Origin of the sequence: Fructilactobacillus myrtifloralis (assembly GCF_024029335.1) — a bacterium.
Lineage (GTDB): Bacteria > Bacillota > Bacilli > Lactobacillales > Lactobacillaceae > Fructilactobacillus > Fructilactobacillus myrtifloralis.
The window spans coordinates 1,367,582-1,389,500 of sequence record NZ_CP097116.1 but is presented as its reverse complement, the minus strand read 5'-3'; the positions used below and the strand labels follow the sequence as shown (position 1 = coordinate 1,389,500).

At 47.2% G+C, this 21,919-nt stretch carries 25 protein-coding genes and 1 pseudogene; 14 read left to right on the top strand and 12 right to left on the bottom strand.

Annotated elements, in window-relative coordinates; translation table 11 throughout:
- Positions 1-6 precede the first annotated feature (6 nt).
- From M3M35_RS06900 to M3M35_RS06840, 13 genes are all read left to right on the top strand, one after another.
- Entirely contained in the window at positions 7-258 is a 252-nt protein-coding gene (locus M3M35_RS06900; RefSeq protein ID WP_252749912.1) for a hypothetical protein, read from the top strand.
- A gap of 123 nt (positions 259-381) precedes the next feature.
- Complete coding sequence (locus M3M35_RS06895; RefSeq protein WP_252749911.1) at positions 382-768, top strand: hypothetical protein; 387 nt, start codon at positions 382-384, stop codon at positions 766-768.
- 9 nt (positions 769-777) lie between these two features.
- The gene (locus M3M35_RS06890; protein ID WP_252749910.1) at positions 778-1,029 is read left to right on the top strand and encodes a hypothetical protein; all 252 of its coding nucleotides are present in this window, start codon (positions 778-780) and stop codon (positions 1,027-1,029) included.
- 123 nt (positions 1,030-1,152) lie between these two features.
- Positions 1,153-1,539 (top strand): hypothetical protein, encoded by a 387-nt coding sequence (locus M3M35_RS06885; RefSeq protein WP_252749909.1) that lies wholly within the window; start codon positions 1,153-1,155, stop codon positions 1,537-1,539.
- 9 nt (positions 1,540-1,548) lie between these two features.
- Positions 1,549-1,800 (top strand): hypothetical protein, encoded by a 252-nt coding sequence (locus M3M35_RS06880; RefSeq protein ID WP_252749908.1) that lies wholly within the window; start codon positions 1,549-1,551, stop codon positions 1,798-1,800.
- Between the two features lie 123 nt (positions 1,801-1,923).
- Positions 1,924-2,310, top strand: a complete 387-nt coding sequence (locus tag M3M35_RS06875; RefSeq protein ID WP_252749907.1) for a hypothetical protein — start codon at positions 1,924-1,926, stop codon at positions 2,308-2,310.
- A 39-nt stretch (positions 2,311-2,349) separates the two neighbouring features.
- Entirely contained in the window at positions 2,350-2,574 is a 225-nt protein-coding gene (locus M3M35_RS06870; RefSeq protein ID WP_252749906.1) for a hypothetical protein, read from the top strand.
- Positions 2,575-2,679: 105 nt separating this feature from the next.
- The gene (locus M3M35_RS06865; RefSeq protein WP_252749905.1) at positions 2,680-3,084 is read left to right on the top strand and encodes a hypothetical protein; all 405 of its coding nucleotides are present in this window, start codon (positions 2,680-2,682) and stop codon (positions 3,082-3,084) included.
- A 78-nt stretch (positions 3,085-3,162) separates the two neighbouring features.
- Positions 3,163-3,342 carry a hypothetical protein gene (locus M3M35_RS06860; RefSeq protein ID WP_252749904.1) on the top strand — a complete coding sequence of 60 codons (180 nt, stop codon included), beginning with the start codon at positions 3,163-3,165 and terminating at the stop codon, positions 3,340-3,342.
- A gap of 147 nt (positions 3,343-3,489) precedes the next feature.
- Positions 3,490-3,717, top strand: coding sequence for a hypothetical protein (locus tag M3M35_RS06855; protein WP_252749903.1), 228 nt, complete (start codon positions 3,490-3,492; stop codon positions 3,715-3,717).
- A gap of 87 nt (positions 3,718-3,804) precedes the next feature.
- Positions 3,805-4,116 carry a hypothetical protein gene (locus tag M3M35_RS06850; protein WP_252749902.1) on the top strand — a complete coding sequence of 104 codons (312 nt, stop codon included), beginning with the start codon at positions 3,805-3,807 and terminating at the stop codon, positions 4,114-4,116.
- Between the two features lie 525 nt (positions 4,117-4,641).
- A complete protein-coding gene (locus tag M3M35_RS06845; RefSeq protein ID WP_252749901.1) occupies positions 4,642-4,803 on the top strand; it encodes a hypothetical protein in 162 nt (53 codons plus the stop codon).
- Between the two features lie 1,359 nt (positions 4,804-6,162).
- On the top strand, positions 6,163-6,318 hold the full coding sequence (locus M3M35_RS06840; RefSeq protein ID WP_252749900.1) for a hypothetical protein: 156 nt from the start codon (positions 6,163-6,165) through the stop codon (positions 6,316-6,318).
- 86 nt (positions 6,319-6,404) lie between these two features.
- On the opposite strand, the pseudogene M3M35_RS07390 reads toward M3M35_RS06840, so the two are convergent.
- The 8 genes and pseudogenes from M3M35_RS07390 to secA2 all read right to left on the bottom strand — a co-directional run.
- A pseudogene (locus tag M3M35_RS07390) lies at positions 6,405-6,539 on the bottom strand (KxYKxGKxW signal peptide domain-containing protein); the annotation flags it as partial.
- A gap of 100 nt (positions 6,540-6,639) precedes the next feature.
- A complete protein-coding gene (locus M3M35_RS06835) occupies positions 6,640-7,506 on the bottom strand; it encodes a hypothetical protein (protein ID WP_252749899.1) in 867 nt (288 codons plus the stop codon).
- On the bottom strand, positions 7,484-8,947 hold the full coding sequence (locus tag M3M35_RS06830; protein ID WP_252749898.1) for a glycosyltransferase: 1,464 nt from the start codon (positions 8,945-8,947) through the stop codon (positions 7,484-7,486). The genes M3M35_RS06835 and M3M35_RS06830 overlap by 23 nt, the downstream gene beginning before the upstream one ends.
- A gap of 18 nt (positions 8,948-8,965) precedes the next feature.
- Positions 8,966-9,727, bottom strand: coding sequence for an accessory Sec system protein Asp3 (locus M3M35_RS06825; RefSeq protein WP_252749897.1), 762 nt, complete (start codon positions 9,725-9,727; stop codon positions 8,966-8,968).
- Between the two features lies 1 nt (position 9,728).
- Complete coding sequence (gene asp2, locus M3M35_RS06820) at positions 9,729-11,342, bottom strand: accessory Sec system protein Asp2 (RefSeq protein ID WP_252749896.1); 1,614 nt, start codon at positions 11,340-11,342, stop codon at positions 9,729-9,731.
- Positions 11,329-12,930, bottom strand: coding sequence for an accessory Sec system protein Asp1 (gene asp1, locus M3M35_RS06815; RefSeq protein ID WP_252749895.1), 1,602 nt, complete (start codon positions 12,928-12,930; stop codon positions 11,329-11,331). Before asp1 ends, asp2 begins: the two co-directional genes overlap by 14 nt.
- Positions 12,931-12,942: 12 nt before the next feature.
- Positions 12,943-14,127 carry a hypothetical protein gene (locus M3M35_RS06810; protein ID WP_252749894.1) on the bottom strand — a complete coding sequence of 395 codons (1,185 nt, stop codon included), beginning with the start codon at positions 14,125-14,127 and terminating at the stop codon, positions 12,943-12,945.
- Between the two features lie 80 nt (positions 14,128-14,207).
- Entirely contained in the window at positions 14,208-16,562 is a 2,355-nt protein-coding gene (gene secA2, locus M3M35_RS06805) for an accessory Sec system translocase SecA2 (RefSeq protein WP_252749893.1), read from the bottom strand.
- Positions 16,563-16,637: 75 nt separating this feature from the next.
- Between secA2 and M3M35_RS06800 the strand changes: the two genes are divergently transcribed.
- Complete coding sequence (locus tag M3M35_RS06800; RefSeq protein ID WP_252749892.1) at positions 16,638-16,814, top strand: hypothetical protein; 177 nt, start codon at positions 16,638-16,640, stop codon at positions 16,812-16,814.
- A gap of 186 nt (positions 16,815-17,000) precedes the next feature.
- Here M3M35_RS06800 and M3M35_RS06795 read toward each other — a convergent pair whose 3' ends face one another.
- From M3M35_RS06795 to M3M35_RS06780, 4 genes are all read right to left on the bottom strand, one after another.
- On the bottom strand, positions 17,001-18,353 hold the full coding sequence (locus M3M35_RS06795; protein ID WP_252749891.1) for an FAD-dependent oxidoreductase: 1,353 nt from the start codon (positions 18,351-18,353) through the stop codon (positions 17,001-17,003).
- Positions 18,354-18,509: 156 nt separating this feature from the next.
- Complete coding sequence (locus M3M35_RS06790) at positions 18,510-19,610, bottom strand: M24 family metallopeptidase (protein WP_252749890.1); 1,101 nt, start codon at positions 19,608-19,610, stop codon at positions 18,510-18,512.
- A gap of 85 nt (positions 19,611-19,695) precedes the next feature.
- Entirely contained in the window at positions 19,696-20,352 is a 657-nt protein-coding gene (locus tag M3M35_RS06785) for a class A sortase (protein WP_252749889.1), read from the bottom strand.
- 81 nt (positions 20,353-20,433) lie between these two features.
- The gene (locus M3M35_RS06780) at positions 20,434-21,822 is read right to left on the bottom strand and encodes an MFS transporter (protein ID WP_252750718.1); all 1,389 of its coding nucleotides are present in this window, start codon (positions 21,820-21,822) and stop codon (positions 20,434-20,436) included.
- Positions 21,823-21,919 lie beyond the last annotated feature (97 nt).

Here is a 21,919-nt window from a genome sequence, read left to right as displayed (position 1 = left end):
GCTGACTTGCTTGCGGAAGCGCTGGCACTCATCGAAGCACTCATGGAAGCACTGTTAGAAGCGTTACTCATTGATACGCTAGCATCACTAGCGGACTTCGAGTTGGCACTTGCTGAAGCTGACTTGCTGGTGCTCATTGATGAGGAGTCCGAGGAACTCGTGGACTTCGAAGCACTATCAGAAGCATTGCTCATCGAAGCACTCACTGAATCACTAGCTGATCCTGGAGTTGAGTTGGAAGCATTGCTTTCACTTTGACTCTTCGAAGCGCTAGCTGATGCTGAAGCACTCGTGGAAGCAGAAGTACTTGCGGAGTTCGCAGTTGAAGTACTGATGCTCATCGAAGTTTCGTCAGATTGACTAGCTGAGGCACTCGTAGACGTGCTCATTGAGTCTGCATCGCTTTGCATTGAAGCTGATTTGCTTGCGGAATCACTGGCAGAAATTGCTGCCGAAGTACTCATTGAAGCACTTTGCTCTGCTGAGTTGCTTGCTGAGGCTGAATCAGTTCCAGATCCACTCGTTGAAACTGAGTCAGAAAGACTCTTAGCTTCAGAATTGCTCGTGGAAGTTGATTCACTAGCTTGCTTACTGTTGCTTGCGAAGTCGCTCGCGGACTTCGAGGCACTATCAGAAGCATTGCTCATTGATGTTGAAGCACTGTCGCTCTTAGCGGAAGTACTTGCGGAAGCACTCGTACTATCACTAGCAACGGAGTTGCTCATTGATTTAGCAGCGGAGTCAGACGTACTGTCCATTGCGGATTGACTGGCTGACTTGCTTGCGGAAGCACTCGTGCTCGTTGAAGTACTCATCGAAGCACTCTTTGAAACTGCACTATCAGAAGCACTAGCATCACTAGTGGATTTCGAGTTCGCACTTGCGGAAGCCGACTTGCTGGCACTCATTGATGAGGAGTCCGAGGAACTCGTGGACTTCGAAGCACTATCAGAAGCATTGCTCATCGAAGCACTCACTGAATCACTAGCTGATCCTGGAGTTGAGTTGGAAGCATTGCTTTCACTTTGACTCTTCGAAGCGCTAGCTGATGCTGAAGCACTCGTGGAAGCAGAAGTACTTGCAGAGTTAACCGTTGAAGTACTGATGCTCATCGAAGTTTCGTCAGATTGACTAGCTGAGGCACTCGTAGACGTGCTCATCGAGTCTGCATCGCTTTGCATTGAAGCTGATTTGCTTGCTGAATCACTGGCAGAAATTGCTGCCGAAGTACTCATTGAAGCACTTTGCTCTGCTGAGTTGCTTGCAGATTCTGAATCAGTTCCAGATCCACTCGTTGAAACTGAGTCAGAAAGACTCTTAGCTTCAGAATTGCTCGTGGAAGTTGATTCACTTGCTTGCTTACTATTGCTTGCGAAGTCGCTCGCGGACTTCGAAGCACTGTCAGAAGCATTGCTCATTGATGTTGAAGCACTGTCGCTCTTAGCGGAAGTACTTGCGGAAGCACTCGTACTGTCACTAGCAACGGAGTTGCTCATTGATTTAGCAGCAGAGTCAGACGTACTGTCCATTGCGGATTGACTTGCTGACTTGCTTGCGGAAGCACTCGTGCTCGTTGAAGTACTCATCGAAGCACTCTTTGAAACTGCACTATCAGAAGCACTAGCATCACTAGTGGATTTCGAGTTCGCACTTGCGGAAGCCGACTTGCTGGCACTCATTGATGAGGAGTCCGAGAAACTCATGGACTTCGAAGCACTATCAGAAGCATTGCTCATCGAAACACTTACTGAATCACTAGCTGATCCTGGAGTTGAGTTGGAAGCATTGCTTTCACTTTGACTCTTCGAAGCGCTAGCTGATGCTGAAGCACTCGTGGAAGCAGAAGTACTTGCGGAGTTCGCAGTTGAGGTACTGATGCTCATCGAAGTTTCGTCAGATTGACTAGCTGAGGAACTCGCAGACGTGCTCATCGAATCTGCATCGCTTTGCATTGAAGCTGATTTGCTGGCAGAGATACTTGCTGAGTCAGCTGCTGAGGTACTCATCGAAGCACTTTGCTCTGCTGATTTGCTTGCTGAGGCTGAATCAGTTCCAGATCCACTCGTTGAAACTGAGTCGGAAAGACTCTTAGCTTCAGAATTGCTCATGGAAGTTGATTCACTAGCTTGCTTACTGTTGCTTGCGAAGTCGCTCGCGGACTTCGAGGCACTATCAGAAGCATTGCTCATTGATGTTGAAGCACTGTCGCTCTTAGCGGAAGTACTTGCGGAAGCACTCGTACTATCACTAGCAACGGAGTTGCTCATTGATTTAGCAGCGGAGTCAGACGTACTGTCCATTGCGGATTGACTTGCTGACTTACTTGCAGATGAACTGGTGCTCATCGACATGCTAGTTGAAGTACTCTTCGAAGCAATACTGTTAGAAGCACTGGCATCACTGGTTGACTTCGAGTTCGCACTTGCGGAAGCCGACTTGCTGGCACTCATTGATGAGGAGTCCGAGGAACTCGTGGACTTCGAAGCACTGTCAGAAGCTTCGCTCATCGACGTACTTACTGAGGTACTCCGAGAACCTGGAGTTGAGTCAGCATTAGAAATGCTTACACTTTGACTCTTCGAAGCACTGGCGGATTCGCTAGCACTCTTAGAAGCGGAAGTACTTGCGGAGTTAGCAGTAGAAGTACTGTTACTCATCGAAGTTTCATCAGACTTACTCGTGGAAGCACTCTTAGACGTGCTCGTCGAGTCAGCTTTACTTTGCATTGAAGCAGAAGTGCTGATGGAATCACTCGTTGACTTCGCAGCTGAAGTACTAGTTGAGGTACTTTGGCTAGCAGAGTTGCTTGCTGATTGTGAGTCCATTCCAGAACCACTCTTCGATACAGATTCTGAAACACTCTTCATTACTGAATCGCTTTCAGAAGTTGAAGCACTCGCAGAAGTGCTTTCGCTAACTGCCTTACTTGTCGAAGCTGAGGCACTAGCGGATTCGGAACTAGTTGAAGCTGAGGCACTATCACTAGCTTCAGAGGTACTCTTCGAAGCACTCATACTGTCACTAGCAATGGAATCACTCATTGATTTAGCTTCTGAATCAGAGATACTGTCCATCCCTGATTGACTAATCGACTTCGAGTTAGAAGCAGATTCAGACAACGATTGACTCGTTGACTTGCTGGCACTATCACTAACCGCTGCGTTGCTCATTGAATCAGCAGCAGAAGCTGACGTGCTCTTGTTTGCTGACTGGCTAGCAGAGTTACTACTTTCAGCCGACATGCTCTTCGAAGCACTGGCTGAGGCACTGGCAGAACTAGCACTCGTAGAAGCACTGGCATCACTCATCGACTTTTCAGCCATGCTTGTAGATGCCGATTGACTTTGACTAGTAGATGCTACCGCCGAATCACTAGCACTTACTGAGGCACTTGCACTAGCAGAATCATTTGTAGGTCCCGTCTTAGAACCACTTAGTGAAGCCGAAACAGATTCATTAGCCGAATCAGAACTAGAGTTAGCAGCGGAAATGCTGAGTTGTGCACTGTTTGAATCGCTGGCACTCGTGGAAGCACTAGCCGCTGTGCTGTCATCAACGTGTTTAACTGAAGATGAATCACTAACGCTGGCACTCATAGAAGAACTGTCAGCAGCCGTTGTGCTGGTTTCAGCACTCGTGGAAGCACTTGTAGAAGCAGAGGCAGAGTTCGTACCAGAACCAACTTCCTTCATGCTGTCACTGATTGAGTTCAATTGACTCAAACTAATGGAAGCAGAAGTTGAGGCTTGCTTGCTTTGACTTTGCGAATCGTTTGCAATTGAAGTTGAAGTCGACTGAGAAGCATTGGTTGAAGCGCTCGCAGAAGCAGATTCGTTAGCAACTCCAGAAGCACTCAGAGAACCAGAAACACTGGCACTAATACTGTTAGCTCCAACGGCACTTAAGGAAGAACTCGTGGAAGCACTGGCTGAGGCCGAACCACTCACGGAAATGCTATCTGAATTGGAGTTTGCAGCCGATGTTGATGCACTCGTTGCTGAGGCTGAAGCCGATTCTTGGTCAGTAAGTGATTGTTGTTCACTATTTGCAAGTGATAACGACCGACTTGCTGAAGCTGAAGTAATGCTTGCCGATTCAACAGAAAGACTCTTTTGACTCAAGCTAATTGACTTCGAGTTTGAAGTTGAAACATTAGAATCACTAGCACTCTTCAAGGAAGCACTTTGTGAAACTGAAGCCTTTTCGGAGTTAATCAACTCTTTGCTCTTAGAAGTACTGTCACTCAAGTACTCAGAAGTTGCGGACGGCATTGAAGTCGAGTATTTAGAAGCGGACGTCGACAGACTATTATCCATGCTTGCGCGTGAGTCAGTAGCACTCGTAGAAATGTAGTTACTGAAAACGTTGCTTGCATTAATACTATTACTGTCACTCAGGGAGTAGCCCAAGCTAAAGTAAGTAGACTTCGAAGCAGAGTTAGATTGTTCAGAAATCGACATACTCTGCCGCTTGCTGTAGGACTGGAAGAATGAATCCGCTTGTGAACGGGAATCTGAAGCGCTCTTAGAATCACTAACGCTCGCATCGTCACTTACTTGACTCCGCGAAAGTGACTGTTCCATTGAGTGTTCAGCGGAAAGACTGCCACTGTTAACTGCTTCACGACTAGTTGAATCAGACGTGTTGGCGCTCACCGAAGCAGAAGTGCTGAGTGAATCACTAACAGAACCAACGCCGGTGGTGCTAGCAGAAGTTGCTGAAGCTGATCGACTAGCGGAAGTTGATTGTTCGTTCAGATCTGACGTGCTCAAACTGCTACTAGTAGAAGCACTCCGTGATTGACTGGAAACTTCGTCCATGTCAGAAACAGACTGACTTGCAGAGGTTGATTGACTCAAGCTAACCGAGTTCGATTGTGAACCCATCCGAGAAGCCCGGGCACTTGCATCACTTTCAACGACGCTATTGTAATTGTGAATAACCTCGCTTTCGGAAAGCGTCAGGCTCTTAGTAATGCTGTAATTTTTCGATTCGTTCATCGAGTTACTCTTTAGGTATGAAGAGTAAGACGAAAAACTGTTACTTGCTGAAGTGGACAGAACGGAAGCCGATTGACTAGCGGATCCACTCATTGATTCTAGAACACCAGCTTCCAGGCTTTGGGAGCGGAGTTTACTAATGTATTCCGAAGTACTAGTTAGCTGACTGTTAGAACCTTCGATACTCGTGGAGTAATCGTTACTCAACTGCCGACTAGTCGATTGACTGGCACTCACACTCTTATCGTAATTCATGCTGGCTTGCGCAGAATCACGTTGGTAGTTAGAAATGCTCTTGTTAACGTTGCTATCAGAAGCGGAAGCGCTAGAAGCTAGGTTGTCAAAATTCGACGTTGAATTTGAAGCACTAACTGATGCAGACTTGCTTGCAGACCGACTAACAGAATCCTGAACGATAATATGGCTATCGTTAATGCTAGTCAACGCACTATTTTCAACGGATGAAAGGTTACTAGCTTGAATGCTAAGAAAATCTTGTTCTGATTTAAATGATCTTTGTTCACTTACGGGAGCACCACCGTTCGGGTACTTAATTTCAAATGAGTTAGCTCCCCGTGAGAGGGCATCCGAAACGAAAGACCATTGGGAATCGTACGAAGTACTGTTAGCATGCGAAGCGGAAGCGCTATCAAGCCACGTTGAGTTTGATTGACTCATACTGTCAAAGCCAAGCTTGCTCCGGCTAGCGGAAGCAGAAGCAGATTTTGATAATGATCCATCTACGCGACTATTAGATTCTGAATAAGAACGGTCCCGATTAGAAACACTGGCGTTATATTGCGAATCCTTAACCTGGCTAGCGCTGGTTGACTTGCTGGCACTAGCAGCTACAGACGCATCATTTAGTTGTGAACCTGAAACAAGCGAAAGTGACTCACTAGCTGATGCCGATTGAGAATCGTAGTCATCGCTAATTGAGTTACTAATGGAATCGATTTCAGAAGTGGTATACGTTGACTTCGACTGACTGTCATTACTTGCGGCGGCCAGTTGGATGTTCATGGACCCATCCACAACTGAAGTTGAAGCAGACCCTACTTCACTAACTTGAGAAGCATCCTGGGTTTCAGCAGCAGTGGTACTTTCGGACTGACTAGCAGTCGTAGAAGTACTTTCCGCACTGTCACTCTTGCTCTCGCTAGTGCTGGAAGTTGACGTCGAGCTGTTAGAAGTTGAATCAGTCGATTCACTCACTGAACTAGTTGATTCGGACGTCGTTGATTCACTGACTGAGCTCGTGCTGTCACTACTAGTATCACTATTAGAAGTTGAAGTCGACGGAATGGTGGCCTTTTGATTACTAATCAACAGGTCACTATTTTCGTCAACTTGTTTGGAGACTTGTTGGGCGGCATCGGCGAACGTCGAGGGCACACCTAAAAACAAACTAGCCGCAAGTCCAGTAACGGTTGCAGTTCCGGCAACCAGCCACCTTCTCCCGGCTTTATACATCCGATAGCGGACTTTTTTATTGTTATCAAAAATAGCCTCGCGACGTTTTTGATTAAATCTACTCATATTTGGGCTCCTTTAATCATTTTGAGTTACTGTAAATTATTAAAAGACATACCTTCTTTATCTTTATAAAACTTGTAACAAAAAAGTTATGTGCAATTATTTAGATATTTACATTATCTGTAATTATCGTAACTTTTTCAAGTGGTAGGTCCTGTTTTTCTAAAATTTTATAATCGTCGGCGGACACTTGCACGGTCTGGATGGTTTTAATTCGATCCGTCAGGATGTCAACCAGGTTGCCACGGACGTGTCCTTGATCATCAAGCGGACTTTCGGCTAACCGTAAAATGTTGTGAGACTTGGTATTGGCAAGTGCAAGCAATTCCACACCCATGTAGTCAATCGTAACCGTATCATCCGCAGTGACAATGCTCTGCAGTTGATCATTGTAAAAGGCATCCAACGAATCATACCGCTTTAAGACCTCATGCGTTTCTGGATCTTCCACCGTCACTAGGTTAATAACCTTTTGATAGAGGTAGTATCGAACCACCGGACGTTGTTGTTGATCATAAAAGACCATTTCTAACATTTCATCTTCCGCATAAAACAGGTTACTGAAGATCGTCCCGTCGTAGGCATACTCTTCAATGTAATCCATCGTGCCATCTGGGTTGGTGTAACGTACATCCTGCGCCGCTCTTCTGGTGTTTGGATAGAGATATTCCTTGCCAATCTCTGAACCATGATCATAGATGGAAATACTCCCATCCTTGTTCACAAACACCTTGTCCCAATAAGGCACCGGCACGTCGTTGAAGAATCGGTATTGACCGGGGTGATACTTCCGGTGGGTTAACCGATCCAAAACGTTAATGCCATTTACGCCGGGTTCCCCAAAATACTTGCCTAACTTCGGCGCCGAAACTAACGAAATCACATTTGGATGCTTGGGATCCGACGCTTGCGCTTTAATTTGTTGCCACTGATTATCGGCGACCACGTTATTTACTAGTACGTAATCCATTGATTAAATCCCTCCATTTATCCGCGGTGATGTGATCTTGAAATTCTGCGACCGATTTACTGGTTGCTGCCTGTAACTTGGAGTAGTTATTCCCCTTCAGTAATTTTTGCAGGGCACCTTGAATTTGTTCAACGTTATAATCATCATCGTCCCGCTTGAGATCGACCAGGTAACCGTTCACCCCATCATGCACTAACTCTTGGGCCCCAAACCGCGCATTGAATGTCACCACTGGCAACCCAGCGTTTAACGCTTCGATGTAAGTGAGCCCAAATCCTTCTGAAAATGAGGTTGAAATGAACGCATCATACTTCGGATAGACATGTTCCAAGTCGTGGGAAAGACCCTTCATGTGAATGTAATCCTCAGCATGGCAGTATTTGATGGTTTGTTCGAGCTTCTTTTGCTCTTCTCCCTGACCGTAAATGTCGAACTGAATTGCCTTCCCCTGGTCGTGCAATTTTGCAACCGCCTTAATCGCCACGTCCACGTGTTTTTCAGCCGCAAGCCGGGAAGCCGTGATGAGTCGGAACGGCTTGTGCGCTTTACGTCCCTGCTGTTTCGTTACCCCGTCACGAACTCCTCCCACTGGGATGGCCGTTACGATGTCCTTGGCACTTGGTTCGTCGACCAACAGATCATCTCGTTGTAATTTAGTCGCCGTTACGACCCGGTCCACCTCATGGATGTGTTCCAACATGTATTCGTAGTGGTCATTCCACAATGGATACTTGGGATCATCCCGATTGGATAACTGGTCGGCGTGCACAATGTAAATGATTTTTGAGTCTGGAATTCGGTCTTCCATGAGAACGTCATCGGCAAATTCACCCCGGTCGATAATGAAATTACTCTTACCGTGGTAAGCCCGGTCAACGTTTTCAAAGAAGTAGCGATGCAGATCGTATAGGTTGCGGAAGAACAAGTGATGACCGTGTTCATTAAACAAATGAATGTTAATCACGTTGGGTCCACGGTGCACATCGTTTTCAATGTGGTACATCACCTTTCGTTCCCCGGTTTTCACCGAATAGAGTTCCACCCGTGAAACGCCAACCTGTAAAATTTGATTGTCCGGGTGTTGCTTATCTGGTCCCTTAAAGAAGTGTTGCACCACGCATATCCCTGAATCGGTGATTAGTTCTTGTTTCCGGTTGGTATTGGTCCCATCAATTACCATGGTCCCTTTGTGCGCTTTGATCCGTTTTTTCAGTCCCGTTTTCAGGTACTCATCACCGAGCACTAGGTATTCCCACAGATTTAACACTTCGTGATCCTTGAGACCCCACCGATCCATGGCCTGGTGTAATTCGGGAACTAGGTTTAAAAATAAAAAGCGAAATGGTAACTTGGCTTGTCTAAACCGGGCAGCGCGGTAAAATTCGGCGTGTTCCACACCTGAATTTCCCATACCCATCGCTTGGTTAATGAAAAAATTCATAGCAATTCCTACTTTCTTTTAATTATCGGACCGTTCCACATCCACTAACAGTTTTTGGGAAATGAGATCCCCACCAATGAGCTGAACTGAGCGTAAGTGAAACTCGGTTTTAAAATCGGTTAACTTCTGCGCTAAATCAGTGGCATCCCAATCGGCGGTGATCCAAATGATGCGATGCGGTTCGAGAGCCTCGTATCCGGATAACGGGGTCGCATCAACAACGCGATTAAAGCTCCGCACAATTACCGTACCCGTCGTGGCCACTGCATCCGTTCGCTTTGGAACGAGGTCGATCGCCGCCATGTCAAACCGCGGTTGAATGGTAAAGGTCTTCCAGATCTGATCTGGAATAATAAACAAGGCCCGAAACTCCAGGTGCTCGTTGTTAAACTTTACCAGCGAAATCTCATAATCAACTTCTTCATCCGTCAACTCAAAGGTTAACTGCTTCGATAGGGACATGGTCTCATTCACCAGTTGATGATGCTGATCATACGTCAACAACATGATCCCCACCGATTCGTCCGGCGTAATCGTTCCGTCTAACAGCAGATGGAATTTTTCCTGGCGGGGCAACTGGGGCAACACTTTACTCCCATAGTGTGGCCCTTGGGCGTCACCAGCTGGAATTTTGGTTTCCCACCAGTGGATTTTCTTGCCTGCCGGTTGCAGTTCATTTTGGTACCGAACGAAGCCGGCCCGATTATAAGCAATTTGGGATCCATATGTATCGGTATTTGGATCAGACGAATCCCAGGTTAACCCATAAATGGTTTCCATATTATGCACCCTTTTTCTGCTTCATGCCTGCCTGTTTCACTTTTTGCGGCTTCTTGCGCCCAAACTGGGACAACAAATACCAGTACTGCCGTTGAAACCACGTCACAATTGGAAGGGTCTGGTCATTGTGCCGCCCTTCAAACCCCTTTGCTAGCAATTTTCCCGTCGGGTTTAGCTGCACAAAGCGCTGGCGAATCCCTTGATAGGCATCCCGGTTATAGTCATCTTGAAACATGTAAGCAATCGCCAACGTGGTGTTTTGCAAGTGACCGTTTTCCAAATTTTTCCAAAAGCGTTGGTCTAGGTCATGACTGGAAGTGTCCGATAAATCTGGTTCAAAGTACAGTTGCATGTCTTCACTCGTGCGAAAGTCATTCGGGCGTTTCACCCGACCGTTCTGCGCAATCGTGCCCAGTTCAGCAAGGGGCTTCCCGAGCACAATCCCAGCTGGATTCAAACGAGCACCATAGTACAACGCACCAAACGTTCCCATTGACATTCCGGCTAGAATTAAATCAGACGGTTTAAAATCAAGGGCGTGCAATTTTTCCTGGATGATCGACACAATTTGGGCTTCAAACTCCTCATCGCCGAGGTAGAAAGCCCCTCCTTCCAACCGCCAGTCAGAAATTAATAAGAAGGGCGCCCCAAAGTTTTCCATCATGCGCCGGCCTTCGTAACCTTCCTTGGTCCGATAACCGGCAAAGTAAACGTTCAACGGTGGTTTTAAGTCCCCTGCATCAAAATAAATTCCTACATTACCATGTAATGCTTGATCTTGCAACACCACATCGTTGGGCATCATTTCTCCATAGGGACCACGGGAACGCCGGACGTGTAAATCACCGACTTGGACGTGTCCCTGCCCCTTTCCGTACAGCAGAGCCTGGAAGAACGATGGGACTTCATTTCCAATCACGTCCAGGCTGTGTTCTAATTGATCGCCAGTCAGAAAAATGGTTTTGATGACCTGCTTCGTTTGTGCATTCGTTTGCGTCAGTTTTAGCCCTAGTTCAGCGCCGTCCTCTATCTGATAATCCAACGACACCTTATCGGCCATTTTAGCGGGTAAGAAAAAGGAATCGTGGGGAGCCGTAATTAATTGCCACGTGTCCGTCGGTTTTAACTCTAAATCGTGATAGACATTGCCCCGCAGTTGAATTGAATTAAGGGCTTCCCAGTTAAAGTGCCAAGCTCGCGGATCAAACCGATACCCATCTGGATCAAAGTAAAAGAAGTGTTGAATCTCCTTCATGAGCTCCTCAGGGGTCTGGCGGTCAGTCACAAACGCGCCCTTCAACGCTAAAATGGAACTGGCGGCTGGACTGAGTTCAAGTTGCTCAGTTAGTAAAATTTGGTTAGCGGGAAGCTGGCTTAAAACGGCTGGATCATCTAACCAGGGGAACCCGGCGTCCAGAATAAACACGGCATTCCGGTACTTCGGATTTAACTTCCCGTTCTCTTTCAGCAACGGCTGATCGGGAAGTGGGGTTTGGTCTGGAGCAACGCTATCACTATGATAATACTGATAGTCATCCGTTAAATATTGGGCAGCTGCCGTGTAATCGGCATTCCCAATGTGAATGACCGCGGTCACAAATTTAGGCCTTGCCATGCTTTAAAACCCCCTTCCAGCGCTCTAAAAGCTGTTCTTGTTCGTATTCTTCCATTAGGTCCACGCTCGCCACAACGGCTTGATTCCAATGATGCAGGTCCTGTAAAAAGTAGTTAAGTTGGTCGGGCAAGTCGGCCAGTTCTTGATTATAAAAACCATTTTCCCCGGTCCGGACTAAATCCGTCGGAGTGGTACTGATAATCGGAACCCCCGCTGAAATGGCCTGAATTTGTTTCTTCAAATCGGCATGGACTCCCATGTCCACAAACAGACGCACCTTTTGAAATAGTTCGGCACTGCTCTGTTCCTGCTCTTTGATAAATTGAATCTGAGTTTGAAATAAACTGGCCCGATAAAAGCGATGGAGATCAGCTTCCGTTAGTTCAACATCATCCTGGATTACTTCATTATCGATGTAATCCAGCCACTCGGACTCCGTTTGAAAGTTCTGGGGTTGGGCCGCATCCGTGTACATAGTGAATTCGTCGCCATTCACATCTACTCCGAGGTGTTGCTGAATCCAGAGGCGTTGGTAGGCTTGCATCAACTGTCGGGAAGCATCATCCCCCGCCACCAGCAGCACAATGTTCTCATCCTGTTGTAATTCGGGTAAGACCCCCTCAACTAGTTGGGAAATCCGGGCTTCCGTCTGGTTGCGTAACTGGAGATAGACAAACTGGGCTTCAAACTCGTTACTTAGGCCGGGGTCAAAACTCGTGGGGTAGGGTTCAATCGCCACCACTTGCTCTAGATCGTCATCATACTCATCCTGAAAGCGTTGGGCGAGTTTTTGACTAGGAAACACCCACTGCGCCTTTGGAAACTGGCGTTTGAGTTGCGCGACTTTGTCCAAATGAACTTCTGGTTCAAGGAGCGCAATCATGTGCTGAGCCGGTAACGATAAATGAAACTGGTCTTCCGCGGCTACACCTGAACGGTAGGCCGCAACCACATGCTCTGGAGTGTGAAAATGCCGTTCGTAGCGTTCCTTAATGATGCTTTGCAAGCTCGGATAGGTCGACAACGAAAACTCGCTTTGAAACGCTGGATCAATCTGAAATTGTTGCGCTTCGTCCATCCAAAAGACCACTTGGTGCAACGGCGTATACCATTCCTGGCGAATAATCTGGTCGGTCACATTCAGCCATACGGTTGTACTCAAGAAACCGGCATCCGAATAGTAATTAATCCGCCGGACGCCATCTGGTTCAAAGTAAACGACCCGCTCCACCTCCAACTGATTGTGAACGGTAATTTCCACCGCCAGTGTGTTGTCCTTGTACAAACAAACTTGATTGTTACTAGGGTTAAAGAAGGGTTCATAGCCAGCTGGAGCCGGAAAGTCGAACACGTTTAACGGCAAGCCTTCGATCGACTCCACGTGCTGTAAGTCGGCAAACACATCCCAGTATGGGATGTCTTGCAACCCAAGTTGTTGGAGATCCCGCTTTAACGTCAGTGATGATTGCACAAAAGCCAGCTCCACTGGTTCTTCAGCCTGCTGTAACATCTTGGCCAGTCCCACTTCCGGTAAATCAGCCAACGGTCGCCCGTGGGCATCCTGAAAGTTCGGAATAATTAATGTCATTAGCGCACCCCCTTAGTTAAAAACTCGATAGCTGTATTTACTGTATAGGGCGTTAATTTGTTCCCACATTCCTTGAATGATGGTAACTAAAATTGCGACGCTCCCAATGTAGACCGTATAGTTAGCGATTCCATGCCACTTGAGTCCGATAATCAACGGAATGATCGCAATGACAACTAAACACAGTCCTCCCCACGTTGCCATGATTAAAAACCACTTCACGAGGTATTCCGTGGTAGCCGTACCAGGGAAAACGTTTAAAATGTATTCGCCGTTCTCTTTCATCTGTTTTGAAAGTCGCAAGGGTTGAACCGTAATGAAACCAAAGATATACGTTAACAGCATGATAATGACCCCGTAGTTAATGATCCCCCACACCGTCTGTTGATCGGTAATCGTGTGGACAAAATCAGAAAAACCACTTGAACGCAACATGCCGTTAGATTCGATCAACTCGTTTGGAATCAAAAACAACGTCGAGGAAAACATAAAGGGCATCGCGCCGGCAACTAAGAGTTTAAAGGGTAAGTACGATTTACTTCCCGTTCCTTCAATGAGCGGTCGTTGCAGTGGGATTCGGAGTTCGATTTGCAAAAGCATCACAAGAATGATAATTACGATGACAGTTACCACCCCAGCTGTAATCAGGTGCGGGATGGTTAAAGGATAGTTCAAATCTTGCCAACCAGCTTGTAACGCTCGTGGTAACCCAATTAAAACTCCAGGGAGAATCAGAACAGAAATCCCACCGAACCCTTTTTCGGTATTAATATTCCCCAGAAAAACCGTTAACATTGCCCCAGCCACTAAAATTAATACAATTCCCAGTTGCGAAACGTCCATGGATAAGGTGTGATTCATGATTACGAGCGGCACTAAAGCCGGTTTGATAAAAATCATTAACTGAATGGCCTGCAAAATGGCCAAAATTAACGTGATGGTTTTTTGAATGTACCCGGTTTGACTCACCGTGAGGCGGTTTACCCAGTCAAAATCAAGGGCGGACACCGCCTGCCAAATAATCAAGCCCATCATGTAGGGACCTAATCCGAGCGAGAGTAACGTGGGGATTTTAAGTTCTCCACCGATGGTTACCCCCAGCATTTGTAAGAAGGTCTGCTTGGACAAGGAAGCCTCGGCTACCGCCGGGTCAATTCCGGGAACAATAATATCTTGTCCAATAATTGAAATAACCAAAATAGACAAGGTACAAATAATGCGGCTAGTCAAAAGATGTTTGCGTAAAAATTTCATTGGTAGTAATCGCTTTCTGTGGTTTAAGGAAATTCAACGTCTACGGTTCCGTCTGGCTGGGGAATCACATCTGAATTAGTTAAATTTCTGACAACTTGCAACTTAATGTGCTCACGCATCGTTTGATAAGCTTTTTGGGCCTCTTTTTGGTATTCAAAAATGGGGTTAACCTGCGCGATGGACCGGCTTTTGGTAACCTGCATTAACATGTCCAACTGGTCAACTTGTTCGACCCAACCCTGATCAACGGCCCGCAAAACGGCGAGCCGTTCAAAGTAAATCCATTGATCTTGATGCGGTAACTGCTGGTGCATGACCTGGAGCCGGTCCTGCATCACCTGCAGTAACACTTTGACCTGTTCCTCATTCGAAAGACCCGACAGATCACGGGACGATTGATAATCCGGATCAACATTTTGATAGATAAACTCGAGTAACGTCTGGGAGTCATCGACCCAATCAGCCCGTTTACTGCCAAAGCCCTGGGCCACGGCTTCAAAGCACATGGTCACCAAGGGATCCAATTGGGTCGCCTGCATGATCCAGTTCCGGGTCTGGTAAATACTTTCCCGTTGAATCCGGGACACTTCCCCGTACTGAAGGGTTTCAAACCGAGCATTGCGTTCTTGGTTGGTTAAAATTTGTTGCGACCGGTTAATGGCATTCCGGAACCGGCCATGGTTACTCAGAGTCTGTTGCTGATCATGTGCATGGCGATGAGCAAAGCGTCGAATTGACTTCGGGGCGTTTTCCGTTACGACCTTATCCTCAAGGGAAACGTAGAAGACACTCTCTCCCGGAGCTCCTTGCCGTCCAGCGCGCCCCCGGAGTTGGTTATCAATCCGCCGGTTTTGCATCCGTTCAGTTCCAAGCACCAAGAGTCCACCTAACTCCTCAACTTCCTTACTGATGTTGATGTCCGTTCCTCGACCGGCCATGGAGGTGGCAACGGTAATGGCGCCCTTTTCACCAGCATGGCGAATAATCTCGGCTTCCTTTACTTCACTGCGCGCGTTCAACAAACTATGGGGAATCCGTTCCTTTAACAATAAGTTTGAATACAGCTCTGAGAGCTCTAAGGAACCCGTTTCAACTAGTACCGGTTGCCCCTTTTGATAGGCCGCTTTCACCACGTCAACCGTCGCTAACAACTTCGCCCGGTTACTGATAAACAGGTGATCGGGAAAGTCCTTGCGAATGTTCGGACGGTTCGTCGGAACTTTGAAAACGGACAGGTTATAGACCTCTAAAAATTCCTTTTTATCGGTGGCCGCGGTCCCGGTCATTCCCGCTAGCTGCTTAAACATCCGGAAGAGGTCTTGATAGGTAATGGTGGCCATCGTCCGTTGCTCGGGAGTAATTTCCACCTGTTCCTTCGCTTCTAACGCTTGGTGCATCCCAGCTTGCATCTTCATGCCGGGGAGTTCCCGCCCATTTTCAGCATCAATTAACACCACTTCGTTGTCTTTAACCACGTAATTCCGTTCCCGTTTTTGAATGTAGTTAGCACGTAACGCTAACACCAGGTGCCGGTATAGATCCGTCCACTCCTGCGTTAGGAGGTTATCAACATCCAGGTATTGTTCCATTTTAACGATTCCCTGGGGGGTAAACCATGCGTTTTTCAGATCATCACTAATTTCATAGTCGTCCTGTTCCTGTAATAACTTAACGACCTGGTCAGCACTTTGGTAGTAATTCGACTGCACCCGGGGAACCCCAGAGATTACCAACGGCGTTTGGGCTGTATCCAATAAGACCGCATCGGCTTCATCAATCAAGGCAAAGTTCAGGGAACGCAAATGTTGTTCTTGTGGTGATTTGGCAAGATTATCAAACAAGTAGTCAAAACCGAGGGTACTATTCGTGGTATAGACAATGTCTGCTTGATAAATGGTGTCCAGATCCCGATCTTCGGGCTTTTGACCTAGTTCGGGAACAGCACTCGCTACCGTTAAGCCGAGCCACCGGTAGAGCTTACCCATGTCATGAGCATCTCGAGCAGCGAGATATTCATTGGCCGTAATTAAGAAGTTCCCACTTCCCATTAGTCCATGAAGGTACATGGGCATCGTGGCCGTGAGCGTCTTTCCTTCCCCCGTTTTCATTTCGGCAATGTTACCATCTTCCATGGCAACGGCTCCTAAGACCTGCACCGGATAGGGGCGCAAACCGAGGACCCGCTCTGCCGCTTCACAAACAACGGCATACGCAGCAGGCAACACCGCTTTTAACCGTTTCTGATCACCGTTAACCTGGTCTTTCAAAATTTGGGTTTGCTGCTGCAGCTCTTCATCTGACATTTGTTGATAGGACTCTGCCAGCATGAGGACTTGCCGCACCGTTTTTTGATAATGCCGTTTTTGCAATACTGCCATTGTGCCCGAGCCTCTTTCATGAATTCATTTAAATTAATTGCGTATCGTTTTTAATAATTATATAATTTAGCTATTATGAAAAACAATGAAAAGTTACTTAACCAAGATTTGAAAAAAAGATTTAAGCACCTCGAGGAAAATCAGCCCGAACCGCAGAAACCGAGTTTGAAAAAAATTCTGCTTAAGGTCCTGATTGGAGCCTTTGCGCTCTGTTTTGTCGCCCTCATTGTCGGCTCGATGTTGAACTTCTAGCCAGCTGGTTATGCCCGCTTTATGGGCGCTTAATCAGATAATTTTACACTGGTTGTTTGTTTATTATTTTAGCACTTCTGTAAATTGGGCTCAATTAAGTCACCATTCCACCGATTATGCTTGACTCCTATGTAAAAGTCAGCACCAGGAAACTCCTGGTGCTGACTTTTTTTAGTTCAATTCCATTTATTCGTCGTCTGCTTGAGCTTGCGCTGCTTGACCTAAAATGTTCAAGTAGTTAAACGGCCGGTCAAACTGTGGTTGGAACAACATATCAACCATTGCTAAATCGTCAATCGTGTTCCGGTTTTGAATCGCAACTGATAGTACGTTTGCTGATTGCGAAACATCGTACATACTTGTTAACGAACCTCCGAGAATCCGCCGAGAGTCGGGATCGTATACTAAAGACATCAAGACTGATTCGGTGGTTAACATAAATTCAGGCCGATAGTTATCTTCGACCAAGACCTGACGAGCTTTAATCCCCTGGGCTTTAGCCGCTGCCATCGTGAGTCCTGTCGAAACGTAAGTCCGGTCATAGAGCTTCAATCCTGAGGATGATTGCGTCCCCATGTACTTGACCTTATCTTCCGTGAGGTTTTCACCCACTAGCAGTCCCTGCCGCACCGCATTCGTTGCTAACGGGATGTAAGCATTTTGGCCGGTGGGATTGTAGTGAACCGCTGCACTGTCTCCGGCGGCAAAAATGTCGCGATTCGAAGCATGCATGTATTCATCCGTGATAATCGCTCCGTTGTCCATCATTTCAACTTTGCCCTTTAAGAGCCCCGTATTCGGTCGGAAGCCAATGCAAAGGATGGCAATGTCAGAGTGAACCCGTTCACCCTTCGCCGTTGTTACCGTAATCCCGTCTTGTTCTTCAACGAACGAGGTCACCTTCGAACCAAGCACGAGGTTTACCCCGTGCTTTTCGTAATCGGCAGCCAGGATATCAGTAAACTTAGCGTCAAAATACTTGTAAAGCACCCGGGTTGCCCCATCAATCAGGTTAACCTGGTAACCTTGTTTAGAATAAGCCTCTGCTAGTTCAGCCCCAATGTACCCAGACCCGATGATGGTAATGGATTTAGCTTTGGGTGCTTCATCAAAGAGCTTCTTGGCGTCGTTCCAGTTCTTACATAAGTAGACCTTGTCGCTTTGGATCCCATCAATAGGTGGAACCACTGGCAGGGACCCCGTGGTCATAATTAGTTTGTCATAAGCAGTTTCGCTGACCTCACCCGTTACGAGGTCCTTGACCGTAACCACTTTTTGGTCAGGATCAATCTCCGTGACCTCATGCTTCATTTGCACGTCGGCCCCCAGGTTTTCTAATTCTTCTGGGCTGGAGTAAAAGAGCCCCTTTGGATCATTATTCTTGATTTCTTTTCCGAGATATAACGCAATTCCACAAGAAAGGAACGAAATGTTATCGTTCTTTTCAAAGACCGTTACTTCGGCGTTGGGATGGGTTGCTAACGTTTGCTTAATGGCGAATGTTCCTGCGTGAGTACAACCAACTACAACTACTTTCATGGATAATCCCTCTTTCAACTTAATTTTTTAACATTGTTTAGCTACCAATATACCATGTTGTGAAAAAAGGTACAATGAAAACGCTTTACTTTTTGGAAAAACTTAATTAATTTAAGTAACTTTCCCACCTCAATCGGGCACTGAGGGCGTTTTCACCTACCGCAACACATCTTGAAGGGTTTTAGTAGTATGTGTAAATGGTTCACAACCAGTGACCGTCACCCGGACACAATCTTCAATCCGGACGCCAGCGACCCCCGGGATATAAATGCCCGGTTCCAGGGAAAAGCACATGTTTTCAGCCAGCTGCAAATCGTTGCCTTCCATGATGGAGGGAAACTCGTGTTCACTCATCCCAATCCCATGCCCTAAGCGGTGAATGAAGTACTGACCGTATCCCGCTTGGTCAATCACATCCCGGGCCACCTGGTCGAGTTCGGCCGCGGTAATTCCGGGACGCACGGCAGCTTGCGCTGCTAATTGGGCGTCTAGACAAACCTGATAAATCGTGCGCAGTTGGTCATCTAGGGTCCCAACCGCCACCGTTCGACTAGCATCACTAATGTAGCCATTGTGTACCGTTCCAAGGTCCAGTAACACCAATTCATGCTCTTGAATCTTAGTCATGCCGGTATCACCATGGGGTTGGGAGGCATGCTTACCGGCTTGAACCAGCGTCGCAAAGCTCATTTCCATCACACCCCGTTGCTTTAACTGATATTCAATTTCCGCGGCAACGGCAGCTTCCGTTTTCCCGGGGGCAATTGTTTTAAACGCCACCTCGAAGGCAAAGTCGGCCTCGCGTCCCGCTGCTCGTAACTGATCAATTTCGTCAGGCGTCTTAATTAAGCGCATCCGTTCAATCGTGGGGGTTAGATCGACACTAAAGTCAGCCTGAGGAAACTGGTCCTGTAAGGCCCGGAGCCGCGCAACCGTCAGCTGTTGTTGCTGGATCCCCCACCGGTTCGGATTCGCAATCCGAGCTCGGATGTGACCAGCCAGCAACTCAAACGGAGCTTCGTGGTCCAAATACCCATAAACGGGAAATTGCCAGCCCGAAGTTTGAATGTCTTCGACTTCAAGCGCGGGGGCAAATATAAACGGTTCCTGATCGGGAAAGACCACGAGGGCCAACACTCGTTCGACCGGATCACTTCCAAAACCGGTGAGGTATTGAATCGTTTCGGGATCGCTAAGATAGGCCACCTCCACGTTTTGTTGTTGCAACTGGGCTTGTAACTGCGCTAATTTTTCCATGGTAGATCCCTCCTATTTGCTCGTATCTTACCACATCTAACCTAAAAAACCATCTTGGATTATGAGGTCCAAGATGGTTTTTTACTTATTCAATTAGACGACCGGTGACAATCAAGCGGTCCGTTTCGCCCGGATTCCCAGAGGCACAGGTAACCAAGGTCAGTAACTTCTGGTTCGGAACGTCGTTTAGTACTGAAACGTCCGTTTCTGGAACGACCTTCGTTTTGATAATCCGATACCGATACGTGTGCTTCCCGTCCGTAATTTTAACTACCTGCCCCCGTTTGGCCTTTGATAACGGTGAAAACAGTACGTTGGGATCCTGCATGTGGTGGCCAGCAAGGGCATAATTACCCGTTCCCAATTTCTGGTTCGGCTTCATCGTCCCCGCCCCAATCGTAAGGTTTTCAGAATTTAGCCCCTTAAAAATCGGTAGGTTAATCTTGACGGACGGAATTTGAATCGAACCAATCGCATTGGTTTTGCGGGCCTTTTCACTCTCTAAAATGGCATTTTCAGAGACCGCCTGCACGTTTTTATAGTCGTAATTTCCCTTCTGTTGCTCGCCCTTACGCACTTCTTGCGGGGAAATCTTAGTCACCTTTTGCTGACTTTGCCACCGAATCCAATAACTTTCCAGTTGGGAGTTAAAAATCAAGGCCAGGCCGACTAACAGTAATAAAACAATTAAAATTCGTTCCGCCCATTTGACCCAGCGACGGGACCGCTTTGGTTGTGCCATTTGGTTGTCCTTTCATACAAAAACAGTCATTGTTACCAATGACTGTAACTTAATTAAGTTAATTTTAGCACATCTGCTCGGTTAGTTAGCATCGTTTGGTTGCGTGGACCGAATCAGAGTCGCAATCACAAACCCCACGATGGCCACCCCAAAGAAGGTCCAGTAAACGGCGTGGAACCCTAGCTGGTTAGCAGCGTGCAAGCCCGCTCCGTGTTCAATCGCGTGACCCGTGAGGTTTACCAAGATCAACGTGGCTACCGCTACTCCGGTTGACCCAAGCACCTGGCGCACCGTTGTGATAACAGCTGTCCCGTGGGACACTAACTGGTTTGGCAGCGAGTTCGCACCTAGGGTAACAGCCGGCATCATTACAAAGGCATTCCCACCTTCGATTAACATGGCGATGCCAATCATTCCCCAGATGTTAAAGATTGGCACCATGGCGAGGATTCCCCAGCCCACAACGATCATGGTCATTCCGACCAACATGGTTGGCTTAAAACCAATCTTATCCGCTAACGTTCCCGTCAAGGGGTTCAGTAAACTTAACAAGGCGGCCCCAGGCACTAAGGCCATCCCCGAAACAAAGGGACTGGCCCCTAAGACTTGTTGGTAGTACAGCGGAAAAATGATGGTAACAACGATTAGCGAAATATACGAAAAGCCGGTCAAAAGCACGGATAAATCGTAGTTAAAACTCTTCATGACCCATAAATCCAACATCGGATTTGCAACGGTTAACTGGCGCCGAACAAAGAAAACTAATAGCAGGATCGAAAGCGCCAAAATTACTAATAAGACCGGCCATTCCGCTCCGGGTTGTCCAGCTTTGGTAATCACGTACAAGAGCCCGATTAACCCGAGCGAGTAAAAGACGGAAACCCAATCCAGTTTCGATGGAACCCGGGGCATCACGTCCCGCATGACAAACAACGAGATCAGCAGGACGAGCGTAATTACCACCATGAAGAAAATGAATAACCCCCGCCAGCTCGTGTAACGGAGCACGATTCCAGAGATAATCGGCCCACAGGCTAACGCCGAACCCATTACCAGTCCGGCCACCCCCATGATGGTCCCCCGCTTTTGTTCCGGGGTGATCTCTAGTAACACGGTCTGATACGAAGGAAACAGGACTCCCACGGCAGCGGCTTCCATAATCCGGCCGAGCATTACCATGTAAAAGTTCGGCCCCCAGAAAATAATGAGGGTCCCTAAATCAAACAGGAGTAAGGCTCCCATAAACAGTTGCTTGAAACTAATGTTGTTTAACAACCACGGGCTAATCGGCATGGTAATGCACATTACGATCATGAATCCCGTGGTAAGCCACTGCACCGTATCGGCTGAGATCAAGAAATACTTCATCAGGGTCGGATAGGCCGTCGATAACGAGGACTGGCTGATCGACATGGTGAAGGTTCCAACTAACATCGTGGCAATAAAGAGCCAGCGCGTTAGTGGTTTCATTTGCGTTGCTGCTTTCACTGTGAACACCCTTTCAAAATTAATGGTTTGCTAATAATCATTATAAACCACCGCGTGGCATAAAAAAAGAACGCATTGA

Excerpts from the sequence above, each read along its gene's own strand:
- M3M35_RS06870 (WP_252749906.1), top strand. The coding sequence starts at position 2,350 with ATGCTAGTTGAAGTACTCTTCGAAGCAATACTGTTAGAAGCACTGGCA.
- M3M35_RS06855 (WP_252749903.1), top strand. The coding sequence starts at position 3,490 with ATGCTGAGTTGTGCACTGTTTGAATCGCTGGCACTCGTGGAAGCACTA.
- M3M35_RS06835 (WP_252749899.1), bottom strand. The coding sequence starts at position 7,506 with ATGGATTACGTACTAGTAAATAACGTGGTCGCCGATAATCAGTGGCAA.
- M3M35_RS06830 (WP_252749898.1), bottom strand. The coding sequence starts at position 8,947 with ATGAATTTTTTCATTAACCAAGCGATGGGTATGGGAAATTCAGGTGTG.
- M3M35_RS06825 (WP_252749897.1), bottom strand. The coding sequence starts at position 9,727 with ATGGAAACCATTTATGGGTTAACCTGGGATTCGTCTGATCCAAATACC.
- asp2 (WP_252749896.1), bottom strand. The coding sequence starts at position 11,342 with ATGGCAAGGCCTAAATTTGTGACCGCGGTCATTCACATTGGGAATGCC.
- asp1 (WP_252749895.1), bottom strand. The coding sequence starts at position 12,930 with ATGACATTAATTATTCCGAACTTTCAGGATGCCCACGGGCGACCGTTG.
- secA2 (WP_252749893.1), bottom strand. The coding sequence starts at position 16,562 with ATGGCAGTATTGCAAAAACGGCATTATCAAAAAACGGTGCGGCAAGTC.
- M3M35_RS06800 (WP_252749892.1), top strand. The coding sequence starts at position 16,638 with ATGAAAAACAATGAAAAGTTACTTAACCAAGATTTGAAAAAAAGATTT.
- M3M35_RS06795 (WP_252749891.1), bottom strand. The coding sequence starts at position 18,353 with ATGAAAGTAGTTGTAGTTGGTTGTACTCACGCAGGAACATTCGCCATT.
- M3M35_RS06790 (WP_252749890.1), bottom strand. The coding sequence starts at position 19,610 with ATGGAAAAATTAGCGCAGTTACAAGCCCAGTTGCAACAACAAAACGTG.
- M3M35_RS06785 (WP_252749889.1), bottom strand. The coding sequence starts at position 20,352 with ATGGCACAACCAAAGCGGTCCCGTCGCTGGGTCAAATGGGCGGAACGA.
- M3M35_RS06780 (WP_252750718.1), bottom strand. The coding sequence starts at position 21,822 with ATGAAACCACTAACGCGCTGGCTCTTTATTGCCACGATGTTAGTTGGA.